The organism is Mycobacterium sp. MOTT36Y, assembly GCF_000262165.1.
GTDB classification, from domain to species: domain Bacteria; phylum Actinomycetota; class Actinomycetes; order Mycobacteriales; family Mycobacteriaceae; genus Mycobacterium; species Mycobacterium intracellulare.
In genome coordinates this window covers 2,517,869-2,532,928 of the sequence record NC_017904.1, presented here as the reverse complement: position 1 = coordinate 2,532,928, position 15,060 = coordinate 2,517,869, and the positions used below count along the sequence as shown (strand labels likewise).

Annotated in this window: 15 protein-coding genes; 6 read left to right on the top strand and 9 right to left on the bottom strand. The window is 67.0% G+C overall.

The genetic code is table 11. The features are described from left to right. Positions 1 to 87: 87 nt before the first annotated feature. The gene (dop, locus tag W7S_RS11595; protein ID WP_008256308.1) at positions 88 to 1,596 is read right to left on the bottom strand and encodes a pup deamidase/depupylase; all 1,509 of its coding nucleotides are present in this window, start codon (positions 1,594 to 1,596) and stop codon (positions 88 to 90) included. Positions 1,597 to 1,719: 123 nt separating this feature from the next. Here dop and W7S_RS11590 point away from each other — a divergent pair, with 123 nt between their 5' ends. After that, positions 1,720 to 2,325, top strand: coding sequence for a hypothetical protein (locus W7S_RS11590; RefSeq protein ID WP_008256307.1), 606 nt, complete (start codon positions 1,720 to 1,722; stop codon positions 2,323 to 2,325). Positions 2,326 to 2,332: 7 nt separating this feature from the next. Here W7S_RS11590 and W7S_RS11585 read toward each other — a convergent pair whose 3' ends face one another. Together W7S_RS11585 and arc are read right to left on the bottom strand one after the other, a co-directional pair. After that, complete coding sequence (locus W7S_RS11585) at positions 2,333 to 4,225, bottom strand: hypothetical protein (protein ID WP_238535842.1); 1,893 nt, start codon at positions 4,223 to 4,225, stop codon at positions 2,333 to 2,335. Positions 4,226 to 4,228: 3 nt separating this feature from the next. Then, the gene (gene arc, locus W7S_RS11580; RefSeq protein WP_008256304.1) at positions 4,229 to 6,058 is read right to left on the bottom strand and encodes a proteasome ATPase; all 1,830 of its coding nucleotides are present in this window, start codon (positions 6,056 to 6,058) and stop codon (positions 4,229 to 4,231) included. A 309-nt stretch (positions 6,059 to 6,367) separates the two neighbouring features. Between arc and W7S_RS11575 the strand changes: the two genes are divergently transcribed. Continuing rightward, entirely contained in the window at positions 6,368 to 6,979 is a 612-nt protein-coding gene (locus W7S_RS11575; RefSeq protein WP_014711541.1) for a hypothetical protein, read from the top strand. Between the two features lie 8 nt (positions 6,980 to 6,987). Then, positions 6,988 to 7,287, top strand: a complete 300-nt coding sequence (locus W7S_RS11570) for a DUF503 domain-containing protein (protein ID WP_008256301.1) — start codon at positions 6,988 to 6,990, stop codon at positions 7,285 to 7,287. A gap of 140 nt (positions 7,288 to 7,427) precedes the next feature. Here W7S_RS11570 and trmI read toward each other — a convergent pair whose 3' ends face one another. Further along, complete coding sequence (gene trmI, locus W7S_RS11565) at positions 7,428 to 8,273, bottom strand: tRNA (adenine(58)-N(1))-methyltransferase TrmI (RefSeq protein ID WP_014711540.1); 846 nt, start codon at positions 8,271 to 8,273, stop codon at positions 7,428 to 7,430. 74 nt (positions 8,274 to 8,347) lie between these two features. Here trmI and W7S_RS11560 point away from each other — a divergent pair, with 74 nt between their 5' ends. Continuing rightward, positions 8,348 to 9,244 (top strand): RecB family exonuclease, encoded by an 897-nt coding sequence (locus W7S_RS11560; RefSeq protein WP_014711539.1) that lies wholly within the window; start codon positions 8,348 to 8,350, stop codon positions 9,242 to 9,244. A 3-nt stretch (positions 9,245 to 9,247) separates the two neighbouring features. On the opposite strand, the gene W7S_RS11555 is transcribed toward W7S_RS11560, so the two are convergent. The 5 genes from W7S_RS11555 to W7S_RS11535 form a co-directional block, all read right to left on the bottom strand. Then, the gene (locus W7S_RS11555; protein ID WP_014711538.1) at positions 9,248 to 10,618 is read right to left on the bottom strand and encodes an FAD-containing oxidoreductase; all 1,371 of its coding nucleotides are present in this window, start codon (positions 10,616 to 10,618) and stop codon (positions 9,248 to 9,250) included. Beyond that, positions 10,615 to 11,133, bottom strand: coding sequence for a membrane protein (locus W7S_RS11550; protein ID WP_026071592.1), 519 nt, complete (start codon positions 11,131 to 11,133; stop codon positions 10,615 to 10,617). Before W7S_RS11550 ends, W7S_RS11555 begins: the two co-directional genes overlap by 4 nt. A 119-nt stretch (positions 11,134 to 11,252) precedes the next feature. Beyond that, on the bottom strand, positions 11,253 to 12,107 hold the full coding sequence (gene hisG, locus W7S_RS11545) for an ATP phosphoribosyltransferase (protein ID WP_008256290.1): 855 nt from the start codon (positions 12,105 to 12,107) through the stop codon (positions 11,253 to 11,255). A gap of 2 nt (positions 12,108 to 12,109) precedes the next feature. Continuing rightward, on the bottom strand, positions 12,110 to 12,391 hold the full coding sequence (locus W7S_RS11540; protein WP_009953388.1) for a phosphoribosyl-ATP diphosphatase: 282 nt from the start codon (positions 12,389 to 12,391) through the stop codon (positions 12,110 to 12,112). 46 nt (positions 12,392 to 12,437) lie between these two features. Further along, positions 12,438 to 13,040: a TetR/AcrR family transcriptional regulator gene (locus tag W7S_RS11535; protein WP_014711537.1), complete on the bottom strand. Its 603-nt coding sequence runs from the start codon at positions 13,038 to 13,040 to the stop codon at positions 12,438 to 12,440. 304 nt (positions 13,041 to 13,344) lie between these two features. Between W7S_RS11535 and W7S_RS11530 the strand changes: the two genes are divergently transcribed. Both W7S_RS11530 and W7S_RS11525 read left to right on the top strand, forming a co-directional pair. Then, entirely contained in the window at positions 13,345 to 14,187 is an 843-nt protein-coding gene (locus W7S_RS11530) for an ABC transporter permease (protein ID WP_008256279.1), read from the top strand. Position 14,188: 1 nt separating this feature from the next. Next, positions 14,189 to 15,052, top strand: a complete 864-nt coding sequence (locus W7S_RS11525) for an ABC transporter permease (protein ID WP_014711536.1) — start codon at positions 14,189 to 14,191, stop codon at positions 15,050 to 15,052. Positions 15,053 to 15,060: the final 8 nt, after the last annotated feature.

Here is a 15,060-nt window from a genome sequence, read left to right as displayed (position 1 = left end):
AATGGCCTTTCAATTGTCCAGCCACGCCGCCCGTTGGTCTTTCCTACCCTACCGGTCAACCCCGACGTTCCCCGGCCGAACCGGCGGCTAGCTGGTGAGTTGTTCGACCAGTTCCGCCGCGCTGTGCACCGAGTCCAGCAGCGCTCCCACGTGCGCTTTGCTGCCCCGCAGCGGCTCCAGCGTGGGAATGCGGACCAGGGAATCGCCCCCCAGGTCGAAGATCACCGAGTCCCAACTGGCCGCGGCGATGTCGGCGCCGAACCGGCGAAGGCATTCACCGCGGAAGTACGCGCGGGTGTCCGTCGGCGGGCTGTCCACCGCTTCGAGCACCTGGTGCTCGGACACCAGGCGCTTCATCGAGCCCCGCGCGACCAGCCGGTTGTACAGACCCTTGTCCAGCCGGACGTCGGAGTATTGCAGGTCGACCAGGTGCAACCGCGGCGCCGACCAGCTCAGGTTCTCCCGCTGCCGGAACCCTTCGAGCAGACGCAGCTTGGCGGGCCAGTCCAGCAGCTCGGCGCATTCCATCGGATCGCGCTCGAGTTGGTCGAGCACGTGAGCCCAGGTTTCGACGATGTCGGCCGCGCGCGGATCGGGGTCGCGGCTGTCGACGAGCTTCGCCACCCGATCGAGGTAAACCCGTTGCAGCGCAAGCCCGGTCAGCTCTCGACCGTCGGCCAGAGCCACCGCGGCGCGCAGCGACGGGTCGCGGCTGATCGCGTGGACCGCGTGCACCGGCCGCGCCAGGGCCAGATCGCTCAAATCGATTCCGTGCGCCGGGCCCTCTTCGATCAAGTCCAGCACCAGCGACGTGGTGCCCAGCTTCAAATAGGTCGACGTCTCGGCGAGGTTGGCGTCGCCGATGATGACGTGCAGGCGCCGGTACCGGTCGGCGTCGGCGTGCGGCTCGTCGCGGGTGTTGATGATGCCGCGCTTGAGGGTGGTCTCCAGGCCGACCTCGACCTCGATGTAGTCCGAGCGCTGCGACAGCTGAAAGCCGGGCTCGTCGCCGGAGGGCCCGATGCCCACGCGTCCCGAGCCGGTGACCACCTGCCGCGATACCAGGAAGGGGGTCAGCCCGGCGATGATCGCCGAGAACGGCGTCTGCCGCGACATCAGATAGTTTTCGTGCGACCCGTAGGAGGCGCCCTTGCCGTCGACGTTGTTCTTGTAAAGCTGCAATTTCGCGGCCCCGGGCACGCTGGCGACGTGTCGGGCGGCGGCCTCCATCACCCGCTCGCCGGCCTTGTCCCAGATCACGGCGTCGAGCGGGTCGGTGCATTCGGGCGCGGAGTATTCGGGGTGCGCGTGGTCGACGTAGAGCCGTGCCCCGTTGGTCAGGATCATGTTGGCCGCGCCGACCTCGTCGGCGTCGACCACCGGCGGCGGGCCGGCCGAGCGGCTCAGGTCGAACCCGCGCGCGTCGCGCAGCGGCGATTCCACCTCGTAGTCCCACCGGGTCCGCTTGGCGCGCTGAATGCCCGCCGCGGCCGCATAAGCCAAGACCGCCTGCGTCGACGTGAGGATCGGGTTCGCCGTCGGGTCCGATGGCGAGGAAATGCCGTATTCGACCTCCGTCCCGATAATCCTTTGCATGCTTCAAAGACTAGGCGAGGTGCGGAATTGACCTTCTCCCGGGCGTCGGCGCCCCGGCGCCGCTGGTCATCGGTGATCGCGTTTGCTGTTGACGCCGCCGACGACGGTGATTAGCTTCACGGGATGACCGACCTATCCGGGAAGCGTTACGGCGAAGTGCTTCTCGTGACCCCCGGGGAGGCGGGACCGCAGGCCACGGTGTACAACAGCTTCCCGCTCAACGACTGTCCGGCCGAGCTGTGGTCGAAGCTCGACGCCCAGGCCATCGCCAAGGAGCACGGGGCGGCCACGGCGCTGCTCAACGGTCCGCGCTACTGGCTGATGAACGCCATCGAGAAGCAACGGCAAGGGCCGCGTATCACCAAGACCTTCGGCGGGATCGAGATGATTCAGCAGGCCACGGTCCTGTTGTCGTCGATGAACCCCGCGCCCTATACCGCCAATCAGGTCAACCGCCACACGGTCTTCGTCTTCAACCCGGGTGAAGAGGTCTACGAACTCCTCGATCCCGGCGGGCAGCGCTGGGTCATGCAGACTTGGAGCCAGGTCGCCGACCCCACCTTGTCGCGCGCCGACCTGCCCGGCTTGGCCGCCCGGCTCAACCTGCCGCACGGGTGGGCCTATCAGCCGCGCGTGCTGACCGAGGAGTTGCGGGTGGACACCCGCACCCGTTCCGCGCATGTCACGCAGGACGATCTGACGAACAGCTACTCGCTCCAGTTGGACTGACGCCGCATCACAGGCGATTTGCCATCCAACTCTGGTGCCGCACCGCCGCTTTGCGCGCGGCCTTGGCCAGTGCTCGGTCCGGCAGGTGACGGCCGAGCGCGTCGAGGACGAGCGCGGTCTCCGGCGCCGGATGACGCCAGATGTCGTCCAGCAACTGGGACGGGTCGGACAAACCGGCGAAGAGGCCGCACAGCTCCTCGGGCGATTCGAGGGTCCCCGCAAGGACGTCGACGAGCACGGCAACGTCGACAAAGCTCGCGAGCGTCTCGGCGTCGGCGCGGTCCCGCTGGATCAGCCAGAGCGCGGCGTGGCCGGCGACCGGGCTGTCCAGCAGCTGACGAACGAAGGGTTCGGCCACGTCGATGTCGAACTCGTTCAGGGCGACGAATCCCATCAGGCGGCCGGCCGCGCCCGGTGTCGCCGCGACTGCCTCGGTGAGCATCTGCACCCGCTCGGCGGCCGGACGGTCGGCCTGCCAACCCGCGATGAGCGCATTCTGGTGGGATTCCGGCACCGACAACAGGGCTTCGATCAAATCCGCGCCATCGCCATCGGCGACGTTGTCCACGCGCCGCAGCACGTATCCGGCATCATCGAGAAAATTCGGAAGTACATGGCGGCCAAGGGCGGTGAGCGCAACTGTGCCGCCGGTCCAATCACTGGGTCCGTAGGTCTGCGGCAACTCGATCCGATCGGTCCACCGCACGATCCCGGCTTCCTCGAGGACCTCGAAAATACGGCCCATGTAGCGTTGCGTGAATTCGTCGAGATGCTCCTGACGTTCCGGCACGAAAGGCGTGATTCGCTGGGCTACCACCGATTCGGCCCACTGCAGGAAAGACTCGAAAGGTAACTCGGTGGTGTCGTCGGCAAGCAACGGCGCCAGCCAGTGCACGATCCCGTCGTCGAGCACCTCGTGCAGTTCGTCAAGGAACCAGACGCGGCCGGAGTAAAGCGACTCCAGCGGTCCGACTTCGATGATCGCCGCGAAGAGCGCCCCCGCCCGCTGCACGGCGGTATGGGCGGCCCACCCCTTGACGGGAACCAAACGACGCTGATGCACGCGTACAGCGCCGGCGCCCCTGGCCAGGTCGACTATCAAATTCAGGCGCGGCAAATTCGCCGTGGACGAGGTCCGGAATGTCTTGTCGCCGATCTGCGGGTCCATGTCATCACCGGTGTCGAGGAGATCTACCAGCGCGCGGCCGTCGACCCGTTTGAGGTTTCCCTTGTCGGTCAATTGCTTGCCGCCCGCGCCAAGGTACTCGCGCAGAGACTCAAATTTCGCGAGCATCGGCGCGTCGGCCGCGGCGGCCGCCACGTCGCACGCCGGAGGCGGAACGTACACGAACGGCAACTCGTACGGCTCGGGCTCCTCTTCCACGGCGCGGCCGTACTTTTCGTCGATTTCGCCCAGCGCGGCCTGGAGCTTTTCGTCGACGTCGTCCGGGCTGAACGCATCCACCTCCGGCGTGGGATTGCGCAATTCTGCGTGCAAGGCGGGCGCGAGGTCGGCCGCCAGTTTCCTCAGCCGGGTCGCGCGTTCGACTCCGCCCACCAAGCGTCCGGTGGCCGCCATGAAGTCGACGTAGACGCCGACCGCGTTGCACAGGTAGGCGGCGCCACTGGGATGCCCTTTGAACCGGCGCGGGCACCACTGAAGCAGAAACTCCGCCACGTCGCTGGGGGCGAATTCGTCGAGAACGCCGTTGGATTCGCGATAGCGCCAATCCAAGAAAATATCGACATCGGTGACCACTCCGGCCCGTTCTTGCTCAGGCCGATCCAGCCAGCGGTCAAGCTCGTCGAGCAGCGCATCACGCGTGGCGCCGTACGCATCGTCGTCGCCGGGATCGAAATGTAGCCGCACCCGAACGACGCTAGCCGGGCGTACCGACAACCTCTAGAGGTACTGACCCAGGTTCGACTCGGTGTCGATGGCCCGCGACGCGCTCGAGCTCTTGCCGGTGACCAGCGTGCGGATGTAGACGATCCGCTCGCCCTTCTTGCCCGAAATCCGCGCCCAGTCATCGGGGTTGGTGGTGTTGGGCAGGTCCTCGTTCTCGGCGAACTCGTCGACGATCGAGTCGAGCAGATGCTGGATGCGCAGGCCCGGTTGACCGGTTTCCAGCACCGACTTGATCGCGTTCTTCTTCGCCCGGTCGACGACGTTCTGGATCATCGCCCCGGAGTTGAAGTCCTTGAAGTACATGACTTCCTTGTCACCGTTGGCGTAGGTGACCTCCAGGAACCGGTTGTCGTCGATCTCGGCGTACATCCGCTCGACGACCTTCTCGATCATCGCCTTGATGCAGGCCGTGCGGTCGCCGCCGAACTCGGCGAGGTCGTCGGCGTGCAGCGGCAGCTCCTCGGTCAGGTACTTCGAGAAGATGTCTTGCGCCGCTTCGGCATCCGGGCGCTCGATCTTGATCTTGACGTCGAGCCGGCCCGGCCGCAGGATCGCGGGGTCGATCATGTCCTCGCGGTTGGACGCGCCGATCACGATGACGTTCTCCAGGCCCTCGACGCCATCGATCTCGCTGAGCAGCTGCGGGACCACGGTCGTCTCGACGTCCGAGGACACCCCCGTGCCACGGGTGCGGAAGATCGAGTCCATCTCGTCGAAGAACACGATCACCGGGGTGCCTTCCGACGCCTTCTCGCGGGCGCGCTGAAAGATCAGCCGGATGTGGCGCTCGGTCTCGCCGACGAACTTGTTCAGCAGCTCGGGGCCCTTGATGTTGAGGAAGTACGACTTGGCCTCGCGCGCGTCGTCGCCGCGGACCTCGGCCATCTTCTTGGCCAACGAGTTCGCCACCGCCTTGGCGATCAGCGTCTTACCGCAGCCGGGCGGACCGTAGAGCAGCACACCTTTGGGCGGACGCAGCGCGTACTCCCGGTAGAGCTCCTTGTGCAGGAAGGGCAGCTCCACGGCGTCGCGGATCTGCTCGATCTGGCGGGTCAGGCCGCCGATGTCCAGGTAGCTGACGTCGGGCACCTCTTCCAGCACCAGGTCCTCGACCTCGGCCTTGGGGATGCGCTCGAACGCGTAGCCGGCCTTGGTGTCGACCAGCAGCGAGTCGCCGGGCCGCAGCTTGCGGGGCCGGGTGTCGTCGTTGAGGGCGTCGGGATGACCGTCCGGCAGGTTCTCGGCGACCAGCGGCTCGGCGAGCCAGACGATGCGTTCCTCGTCGGCGTGCCCGACCACGAGCGCCCGGTGCCCGTCGGCCAAGAGCTCACGCAGTGTGGAGATCTCGCCGACCGACTCGAAGGTGCCCGCTTCCACGACCGTCAGCGCCTCGTTGAGGCGAACGGTCTGGCCCTTACGCAGCAACGCGACTTCGATGTTCGGCGAGCACGTCAGGCGCATCTTGCGGCCGGACGTGAACACGTCGACGGTGTCGTCCTCGTGCGTGCCGAGCAGTACGCCGTAGCCGCTGGGCGGCTGCCCCAACCGGTCGACTTCCTCCCGCAACGCCAGCAGTTGCTGGCGGGCCTCTTTGAGGGTCTCCATCAACTTCGAGTTACGGGACGCGAGGGAGTCGATGCGCGCTTCGAGCTGATGCACGTCGCGGGCAGAGCGGGCGCCGCCTTGCGCACCGACCGTGTGCTCGAGCTGCTCGCGCAACATCGCCGCCTCGCGGCGTAGCTGCTCCAACTCGGCCTCGTCGCCGCTGGACATGTCTGATTCGTGGGGGGTTCCGAAAGCTTCAGAACGCTCTGAGCTACCCATCTTGCGCTCCTTTCCCACACCGAATTGGCGCGGCGGATACTTCAAAGCTACCGGCGATTGACGATTGATGTGCGTAGTCAAATACCCACGAAAAGTTAAGATTTTCGTCACGCTGGTAATCTCGGCCACTAATCGTGATGATCGAAACGGCCTCGGGAGGTGGCACAGTGACCGCAAAAAGCCTCGCCACCGGCTCGGCTCGCGTCGCAGTCACCGCCGGTGTGACTTCAGTTGCACCCATCGGCCCGACCTTAGCGACATCGCTCCCACCCGAAGCGGCCAGAGCCGTTTAGCCGGCCGACCCACTGGATGCATCGACCACTGTCCGTAGCGCTCAGCACCGCCATCGCCCTGGCGGTGGTCGGTCTTGCGGCGTGTTCGTCGAAGCACCCCGCAAGCGAGTCGTCGACCGTCTCGTCGCTGCCACCGGCCACTTCCAGCCAAGTTGCTGCGCCCGCCACGGCTCCCCTGCCACCGCCCGAAGCCCTCACCGATGTCCTGGCCCGCCTGGCCGATCCGAACGTCCCCGGCGACGCCAAGGTGAGTCTGGTGGAGGGCGCCACCCCGGAGAGCGCGGCCACGTTGGACAAGTTCACCAACGCGTTGCGGGACAACGGCTACCTGCCGATGACCTTCGCCGCGACCGACATCGCGTGGTCGGACAAGAACCCGTCCAATGTGAAGGCCAGCGTCGCCGTCCACACCGCCCAGGCCGACAACGCGAACTTCACCTTCCCGATGGAATTCGCTCCCTTCCAAGGCGGTTGGCAGCTTTCCCGGCACACCGCCGAAACGCTGTTGGCCATGGGCAAGTCGCCGGCGGCCCCGTCCTCCGGCGCCCCCGCGAGCCCACCCGAACCCGCACCGCCGCCTCCCCCGCCGGCTCCCGAACCCGGTCCGTCCCAAAACCCGCCGGGCTGACGCGCCGGATGTGGATCGGCTGGCTCGAGTTCGACGTGTTGCTGGGCGACGTTCGCTCGCTCAAGCAGAAGCGATCGGTCGTCCGTCCCGTCGTCGCCGAACTGCAGCGCAAGTTCAGCGTCTCGGCGGCCGAGACGGGTTCGCACGAGTTGTATCGACGGGCCGGCATCGGGGTCGCCCTGGTTTCGGGTGACCGCGGCCACGCGGTCGACGTGCTGGACGCGGCCGAGCGGCTGGTGGCCGCGCATCCCGAGTTCGAGCTGCTGTCGGTGCGACGCTCGCTGGTGCGCCCCGAAGATCTGGCCTAGTCGACGGCGACGCCGCGCTTGCGACCGCCACTAAGCCGACGGTGGCGACCCGCCGCGCCCGGCAACGCCGCGCTTGCGATCGCCACTAAGCCGACGATGGCGACCCGCTGCGCCCGGCAACGCCGCGCTTGCGATCGCCACTAACCGTCGCGGCCTTCGCGCTTGCGGCCCAGCGGCGCGGGCGCAACCACCCCCGGGGCGAGCCGTCGCGTGAAGATCAGGAAGGCCGTGTGCCCGCGCATCGAATGCTGCGGGCGCACCGCGAGCCCGACGACATTCCACCCGCGTTGCAACGTCTCCCACGACCGCGGCTCGGTCCAGCACTGCAGAGCCCGCAGGGCCTCGACGGCGCGCGACAGTTGGGTGACGGTGGCCACATAGATCATCAGCACACCGCCGGGGATGAGCAGCCGCGCGACCGACTCCAGCACCTCCCACGGCGCGAGCATGTCGAGCACGGCGCGATCGAAGGATCCATCAGGCAGCTCGGAGTCGGCCACATTGCTGACGATCAAATCCCAGTTGTCCGGCGCCTCGCCGCCGGCGAACACCGACACATTGCGTTGGGCGTGCTCGGCATGGTCGGCGCGCTGCTCGTAGGAGACCACCCGCCCGCCGGGCCCCACGGCGCGCAGCAGCGAACAGGTCAGCGCGCCCGAACCGGCCCCGGCCTCGAGCACCCGGGCGCCGGGGAAGATGTCGCCCTCGTGAACGATCTGTGCCGCGTCCTTCGGGTAGATCACCTGCGGGCCGCGGGGCATCGACATCACGTAGTCGATCAACAGCGGCCGCAGCACCAGGTACGCGGCGCCGTTACTGGACTTGATCACGCTGCCCTGCTCGAGCCCGATGACCGCGTCGTGCGGGATCGACCCGCGATGGGTGTGGAACTCGGCGCCCTCGGCGAGCACCATCGTGTAATGCCGGCCCTTGGCGTCGGTGAGCTGCACACGCTCGCCCACGGTGAACGGGCCGGTTACGGACACGCGGTCTAGCGTGCCAGCCGACTCGCCCGCACGGGTGCTTGGGGGTTGTCGGAGCCCGGTCATAGGCTTTCGACATGATCGTCCAGCCGGAGGCGCCGCAGTCGGTGACGGGCCCGGCGAGGCAGGTGTCCCGCCCGGCGCTGTCACCGTCGCGGGCGGCGGACTTCAAGCAATGCCCACTGCTGTACCGCTTCCGGGCCATCGACCGCCTGCCCGAGGCGCCGTCGCCGGCGCAGCTGCGCGGGTCCCTGGTTCACGCCGCCCTGCAGCAGCTTTACGAGCTCCCCGCCGCGCAGCGCGGCCCCGACACTGCCCTTTCGCTGGTGCAGCCCGCGTGGGAGCAGGTGATGGCCGCGACGCCGGAGATGACCGCGGGATTGGACCCCGCCCAGCGCTCCCAGCTGCTGGCCGAGGCCCAGGCGTTGCTTGCCGGCTACTACCGCCTCGAGGACCCGACGCGTTTCGACCCGCAATGCTGCGAAGAACGCGTGGAGGTCGAACTCGCCGACGGCACGCTGCTGCGTGGATTCATCGACCGCATCGACGTCGCCGCCACCGGCGAGCTCCGGGTGGTCGACTACAAGACCGGCAAGGCGCCGCCGGAAGCGCGGGCCCTGGCCGAGTTCAAGGCCATGTTCCAGATGAAGTTCTACGCGGTGGCCCTGCTGCGTTCTCGCGGCGTGCCGCCCACCCGGCTGCGGCTGATCTACCTGGCCGACGGCCAGGTCCTGGACTATTCGCCGGATCACGACGAGCTGCTGCGCTTCGAGAAGACCCTGATCGCGATCTGGCGCGCCATCCAATCCGCCGGTCAGACGGGCGATTTCCGTCCCACCCAGTCGCGATTGTGCGACTGGTGCCCCCACCAGCAGCACTGCCCCCTTTTCGGTGGGACACCGCCGCCCTACCCGGGCTGGCCGGAATCGTTTGACGCGCAAAGCGATTCGCGCTCGAGCGAGCCGGCGGCGTAGCGCCTAGTCCAGCGGTGACATCTCCTGGAGCACCGTCGGAATGAGCTCGCTGACCGTGGGATGGATGTGCATGGTGCGGGAGAGCGTGGTGTACGGTGCCTTGGCCGACATGACGTCCAGGATGCAGTGAATGGCCTCGTCGCCGCCGACCCCGAAGACGGCGGCCCCCAGGATCTCCTTAGTTTCGGCGTCGACCACGACTTTCATGAAGCCTTGTGTCTCACCCTTTTCCACCGCACGGCCGACTCTGGTCATCGGCCGCTTTCCGACGAGCGCCTTGCGCCCCGACGCGCGGACCTGCTCGACGGTCAGGCCGGCGCGCCCCAGCGGCGGATCGATGTAGAGCGCGTAAGTGGTGATGCGGTCGCTCACCCGCCGCGGGTCGTCATCGAGCAGATTGGCGGCGACGATCTCGAAGTCGTTGTAGGACGTGTGGGTGAACGCGCCCTTGCCGTTACAGTCGCCCATCGCCCAGATGTGCTCGACGCTGGTCTTGAGCTGGTCGTCGACGACGATGTAGCCGCGGGCGTCGGTCCGCACACCGGCGGCCGCCAGGCCCAGGTCGTCGGTGTTGGGGCGCCGGCCCACCGCCAGCAGCAGATGACTCCCCCGGATGGGCGTGGCGCCGTCGCGCGGGGTGAGTTCAAACCCGTTGTCGGTCTTGGTGACCCGCACGTCGTCGGCGTCGACGACGATGTCGATGTCCTCGGCCCGCAAGATGTCTTCGATGGTGGCCGAGACATCCTCGTCTTCGCGCGACGCCAGCCGCGGACCCCGCTCCACCACCGTCACCCGCGCCCCGAAGCGCCGGTACATCTGGGCGAACTCCAGCGCGATGTAGCTGCCTCCCACGATGACGAGATGTGTTGGCAGTTCATCAAGTTCGAGGATCGACGCGTTGGTGAGGAAGTCGACCTCGTCCAGCCCCGGAACGTCGGGCACCACGGCGCGGCCGCCGACGTTGAGGAAGATGCGGTCGGCGTGCAGCAGGTCGTCACCGACCCGCACGGTGTGCGGATCGGTGAATACCGCGTGCCCGCGGACGACGGTGCAGCCGTCCATGCCCTCGAGCCAGTCTTCGACACCCTTGCGGTCGTCGAGCATGATCTCGTCCTTGCGGGCCTTGACTTTCGCCATGTCCACGCTGATCTCGCCGGTGCCGACGCCGTAGTCGGCGCCGCGCCGCGCCAGGTGCGCGGCATGGGCGGAGGCCACCAGCGTCTTGGTAGGGATGCACCCGGTGTTGACGCAGGTGCCGCCAATCAGTTTGCGTTCGACGATCGCGACGCGCTGCCCGGCCGCCGTCAGCCGCCCCGCCAACGGCGGGCCCGCCTGGCCCGCACCGACGATGATCGCGTCGAAATGTTCTGTCACTTAACCGCCGTCAGCAGGTACTCCGTCAGCACGTGGCCCGTCACGGCCACGATGACGAGTCCCCCGACGATCGCGACCGCGTCCTCGAGCAGCGCGATGGGCAGGTCCCGGCCCGCCGCGGCGGCCAGCCGCTTGCGCGCCTGGTAGCCGCCGAGGGTGCCCAGCACCGCGCCGATGACGCCGGCGCCGAGCGCGGTAAAGGTCCAGTGCGGCCAGGCGCCCAGCGCCGCGCCCGCGAGGCCACCCATCACGATGCGGCCCGCGAAGATCGGTGCCGCCGTGCGCGGCGGGGTCTTGGGCAGCTTGTCGTTGATCAATTCGCCGACGGCGAGGACCGTGAAGACGACCACCGCGACGATGCTGGCCATCCAGGACGCCCACGTGCCGTGCAGGTCGATCCACCCCAGGAGGGCGGGGGCGGCGGCCCAGGCGACCACCGCGGGCGCCGTCAGCGAACGCAACCCGGCAACGACACCAATCAACAAAGCCAGCAACACAACAAGCGCGTGAGTCACGAAGACCTCCTGGAGGACGAATCAGCCGGCGACCTTTTCAGGGACGGCCCCTACGCCAACCCGGGCAGTCCCCCGAGGCGGACGCTAACACAGCCGCGGCGGTCGCACCGCGTGTGCAATCAGAACCGGCAAAACCTGATATCGGACGCCAGGATCGCCTTGGCGCCGATGACGGCCAGCTCATCCATGATTTCGTTCACTCCCCGGCGCGGGACGAGCGCCCGGATGGCAACCCAATCCGGATCGGCCAGGGGCGCAATCGTGGGCGACTCCAGCCCCGGGGTGATCGCGGTGGCCTTGTCCAGCACCGAGCGGGGGCAGTCGTAATCGAGCATCAGATACTGCTGGCCGAACACCACACCCTGGATGCGCGCCACCAGCTGATCGCGCGCGGCCTGCGTCCCGGAGCGGCTGGCCTGGTCGCTCTCGATCAGCACGGCTTCCGAATCGCACAGCGGATCACCGAAGGCCACCAGGTTGTGCAGGCTCAGGGTGCGACCGGACCCGACCACGTCGGCGATGGCGTCGGCGACGCCGAGTTGCACCGAGATCTCCACCGCGCCGTCGAGTCTGATGACGGTCGCCTCAATACCCCGGCCCGCCAAGTCTTTTCGGACCAGGTTGGGATACGCCGTAGCGACCCGCTTGCCGGCCAGATCGGCGATCTTCCAGTCGCGCCCGGCCGGGGCGGCGTAGCGGAAGCTCGACGAACCGAATCCCAGCGCCAGGCGTTCCCGCACCGGGGCGTCGGAATCGCCCACCAGATCGCGGCCGGTGATGCCGAAATCCAGCTCGCCCGAACCCACGTAGATGGCAATGTCTTTGGGCCGCAGGAAGAAGAACTCGACCTGATTGGCCGGGTCGATGACGGTCAGATCCTTGGAGTCGGTGCGGCGCCGGTAGCCGGCCTCCGCCAAGATCTCGGTGGCCGGCTCGCTCAGCGTGCCCTTGTTGGGAACCGCAACCCGCAGCATGGTCACAGCTTCCGATACACGTCGTCGAGGGACAGCCCGCGGGCGACCATCAGCACCTGTGTCCAGTAGAGCAACTGGCTGATCTCCTCGGCCAGCGCGTCGTCGGGTTCGTGTTCGGCGGCCAGCCACACCTCGCCGGCTTCCTCGAGGATCTTCTTGCCCAGCCCGTGGATGCCGCCGTCGAGCGCGGCGACCGTCGCGCTGCCGGCCGGCCTGGTGCGGGCACGCTCGCCCAGTTCGGCGAACAGATCCTCGAAGGTCTTCACGGCCAGCGATTGTTTCACGCGCCGGTCGGCAAAGTCACGGCGGTTTCGTTCAGCACTGCATGGTTCAGTCGAATCCGGCGAGGGTGAGCCGCAGCGCTTGCTCCAATTGCTGGTGAAAAGGCGGACTTTCGCCGACATCGGAGGTCAGCCATCCGTCGAGGACGAATTGGACTGTGGCCAAACTGGTGTGGACCAACAATGCGGGTCGAATGTCGGCCATCGCATCGACACCCATCCGGTGAGCGACCTGCTGGATCAGGTTGCCGTGGTCGGTTTCGCTGATCAGCACGGATTTACTCAACAGGTGCGGCGCGGTGGCCACGGCGAGGCGCCAGGTGTCCAGGTTGTCAACGTTGCTGACGTCCCTGGCGTGCGTGACGAACAGTTGGATCAGCGCCTCGACGGGCGACTCGTGTTGCGGTCTCGCACTGTAGGAACCCACGATCTCGGCGGCCGCATCCCGGACGGGGTCGACCAGCAGGCCCTCCTTGGTGGGCGCGTACCGGAAATAGGTGCTGATGGAGATCCCGGCGGCCGACGCGATGTCCTCGGTCGTCACCGCCTCGAAGCCCCGCTCGGCGAAGAGCTGGTGCGCGGTCTGCTGGATCTGGGACAGCAGCTCAGCACGGCGTCGGTCCCGCAACGAACCGGTGTTTGCTGAGGGCATGCCATCACCTTCGTCAATCCGACAAAACAACCCCGCGGTGCGTCCAGCGACGAACTCAGATGAGGGACTCTACACTATTGAAAGTCCCTATCAAATAGGCTAGTGTGATGCAGCACACACCGATGAACTGCAGAGACTTGGCGCTTGTTGACACTATTTTAATAAAATTAGCGTCCAACGGCCGCCCAACGGCCTCTGCTCGGCACTCAGGACTTAGGGGTGGGAAGAGGGCCGATGACAGCGGTAGCTGGTACGCGATGACCTGTGCCATGGGTTTGCTAGACCGACCGCAGGTCGCGCCGCTATGACGACGGCACAGCTTGACGGCGTTGTCGCCATCCGGGACTGGTCCGTCGGATACGTCAAACGTCATCCGGTCGCCTCCCTGACGACCGTGGGCGAACAGTTCGTCCTGGGTGTGCGCACCGTTCAATATTTCTTCGTCGACCTGATCACCGGGCGGTTCCAATGGCACGAATTCGTCCGGCAGGGCGCGTTCATGGCCGGCACCGCCGTGCTGCCGACGATCCTGGTCTCGCTGCCGATCAGCGTCACTCTGTCCATCCAGTTCGCACTGCTGGCCGGCCAGGTCGGCGCCACCTCGCTGGCCGGCGCGGCCAGCGGACTCGCCGTCATCCGCCAGGGCGCGTCGTTGGTGGCGGCGGTGCTCATGGCATCGGCGGTCGGGTCGGCGATCACCGCCGATCTGGGTTCGCGCACCATGCGCGAGGAAACCGACGCGATGGAGGTGATGGGGGTCTCGGTGATCCGGCGGTTGGTAGTCCCCCGCTTCGCAGCCGCGGTGATGATCGGTGTGGCGCTGACCGGCGTCGTATGCTTCGCCGGATTTTTCGCGAGCTACATGTTCAACGTGTACTTCCAGAACGGCGCGCCGGGCAGCTTCGTGTCGACGTTCGCGTCGTTCGCGACGACCGGTGACATGGTCCTGGCGCTGCTGAAGGCGATCGTGTTCGGCGCCATCGTGGCCATCGTGTCAAGCCAAAAAGGTTTGTCCACCAAGGGCGGACCGACCGGCGTCGCGAACTCGGTGAACGCCGCCGTCGTCGAGGCGATCCTGCTGCTGATGATCGTCAACGTTGCCATCAGCCAGCTCTACATCATGCTGTCGCCCAGGACGGGGCTCTGACGTGACGGCCTCGGCGTATGAGCCTTTCGCACCGATTTCGACGCCGCTGGTCCGGCTCTACCGCAGGGGCAAAGTGCCGATCATCCGGCTCGGCCATCTGCTGGTCTTCTTCGTCCGGGCGGCCGTCGCCGTGCCGCTCGCCGTGCGCCAGTACAGCGGCGAATTCTTGCGGCTGCTGTCGAACATCACCTGGGGCAACGGCTCGATCGTGGTCGGCGGCGGCACCGCGGGCGTGGCGGTGGTGCTGGGCATGACGGTCGGCGCACTCGTAGGGATCGAGGGGTATAACTTCTTGGACCTGCTCGGTCTGGGGCCCGCCACCGGGTTCGTCTCGTCGTTGGTCAACACGCGCGAGCTGGCTCCGCTGATGGCGTCGCTCGCCTTCGCCATGCAGGGCGGCTGCCGCTTCACCGCCCAACTGGGATCCATGCGCATCGCCGAGGAGATCGACGCGTTGGAGTCGATCGCGATCCGCCCCATTCCCTACCTGGTGACCACCCGGCTGATCGCCTCGGTGGTGGCGATCATTCCGCTCTATGCCGCCTGCCTGGCTATCGGCTACTTGAGCACGCAAGTCGTGGTGGGCATCGGCAGCGGCGGTTCGACCGGGTCCTACCTGCACTACTTCACGCTGATGCTCGCCGGCCAGGACATCGTCTATTCGCTGATCAAGGCCGTCATCTTCGTGTGGATCGCCTCCACCATCCAGTGCTACTACGGCTATTACGCCAGCGGCGGACCCGAAGGCGTCGGGGTCGCCGCGGGGCACGGCATGCGGGCCAGCATCACGGTCGTGATCATCGTGAACATGCTGCTCACCATGGCGCTGTGGGGTGTGGATTCCGGCGCAAGGTTCGGCGGGTAGGCCCGTGG

Coding starts and splice junctions, on each gene's coding strand:
- W7S_RS11570 (WP_008256301.1), top strand. CDS start 6,988: ATGTGGATCGGCTGGCTCGAGTTCGACGTGTTGCTGGGCGACGTTCGC.
- arc (WP_008256304.1), bottom strand. CDS start 6,058: ATGGGTAGCTCAGAGCGTTCTGAAGCTTTCGGAACCCCCCACGAATCA.
- W7S_RS11530 (WP_008256279.1), top strand. CDS start 13,345: ATGACGACGGCACAGCTTGACGGCGTTGTCGCCATCCGGGACTGGTCC.
- W7S_RS11535 (WP_014711537.1), bottom strand. CDS start 13,040: ATGCCCTCAGCAAACACCGGTTCGTTGCGGGACCGACGCCGTGCTGAG.
- W7S_RS11575 (WP_014711541.1), top strand. CDS start 6,368: ATGCATCGACCACTGTCCGTAGCGCTCAGCACCGCCATCGCCCTGGCG.
- W7S_RS11560 (WP_014711539.1), top strand. CDS start 8,348: ATGATCGTCCAGCCGGAGGCGCCGCAGTCGGTGACGGGCCCGGCGAGG.
- hisG (WP_008256290.1), bottom strand. CDS start 12,107: ATGCTGCGGGTTGCGGTTCCCAACAAGGGCACGCTGAGCGAGCCGGCC.
- dop (WP_008256308.1), bottom strand. CDS start 1,596: ATGCAAAGGATTATCGGGACGGAGGTCGAATACGGCATTTCCTCGCCA.
- W7S_RS11590 (WP_008256307.1), top strand. CDS start 1,720: ATGACCGACCTATCCGGGAAGCGTTACGGCGAAGTGCTTCTCGTGACC.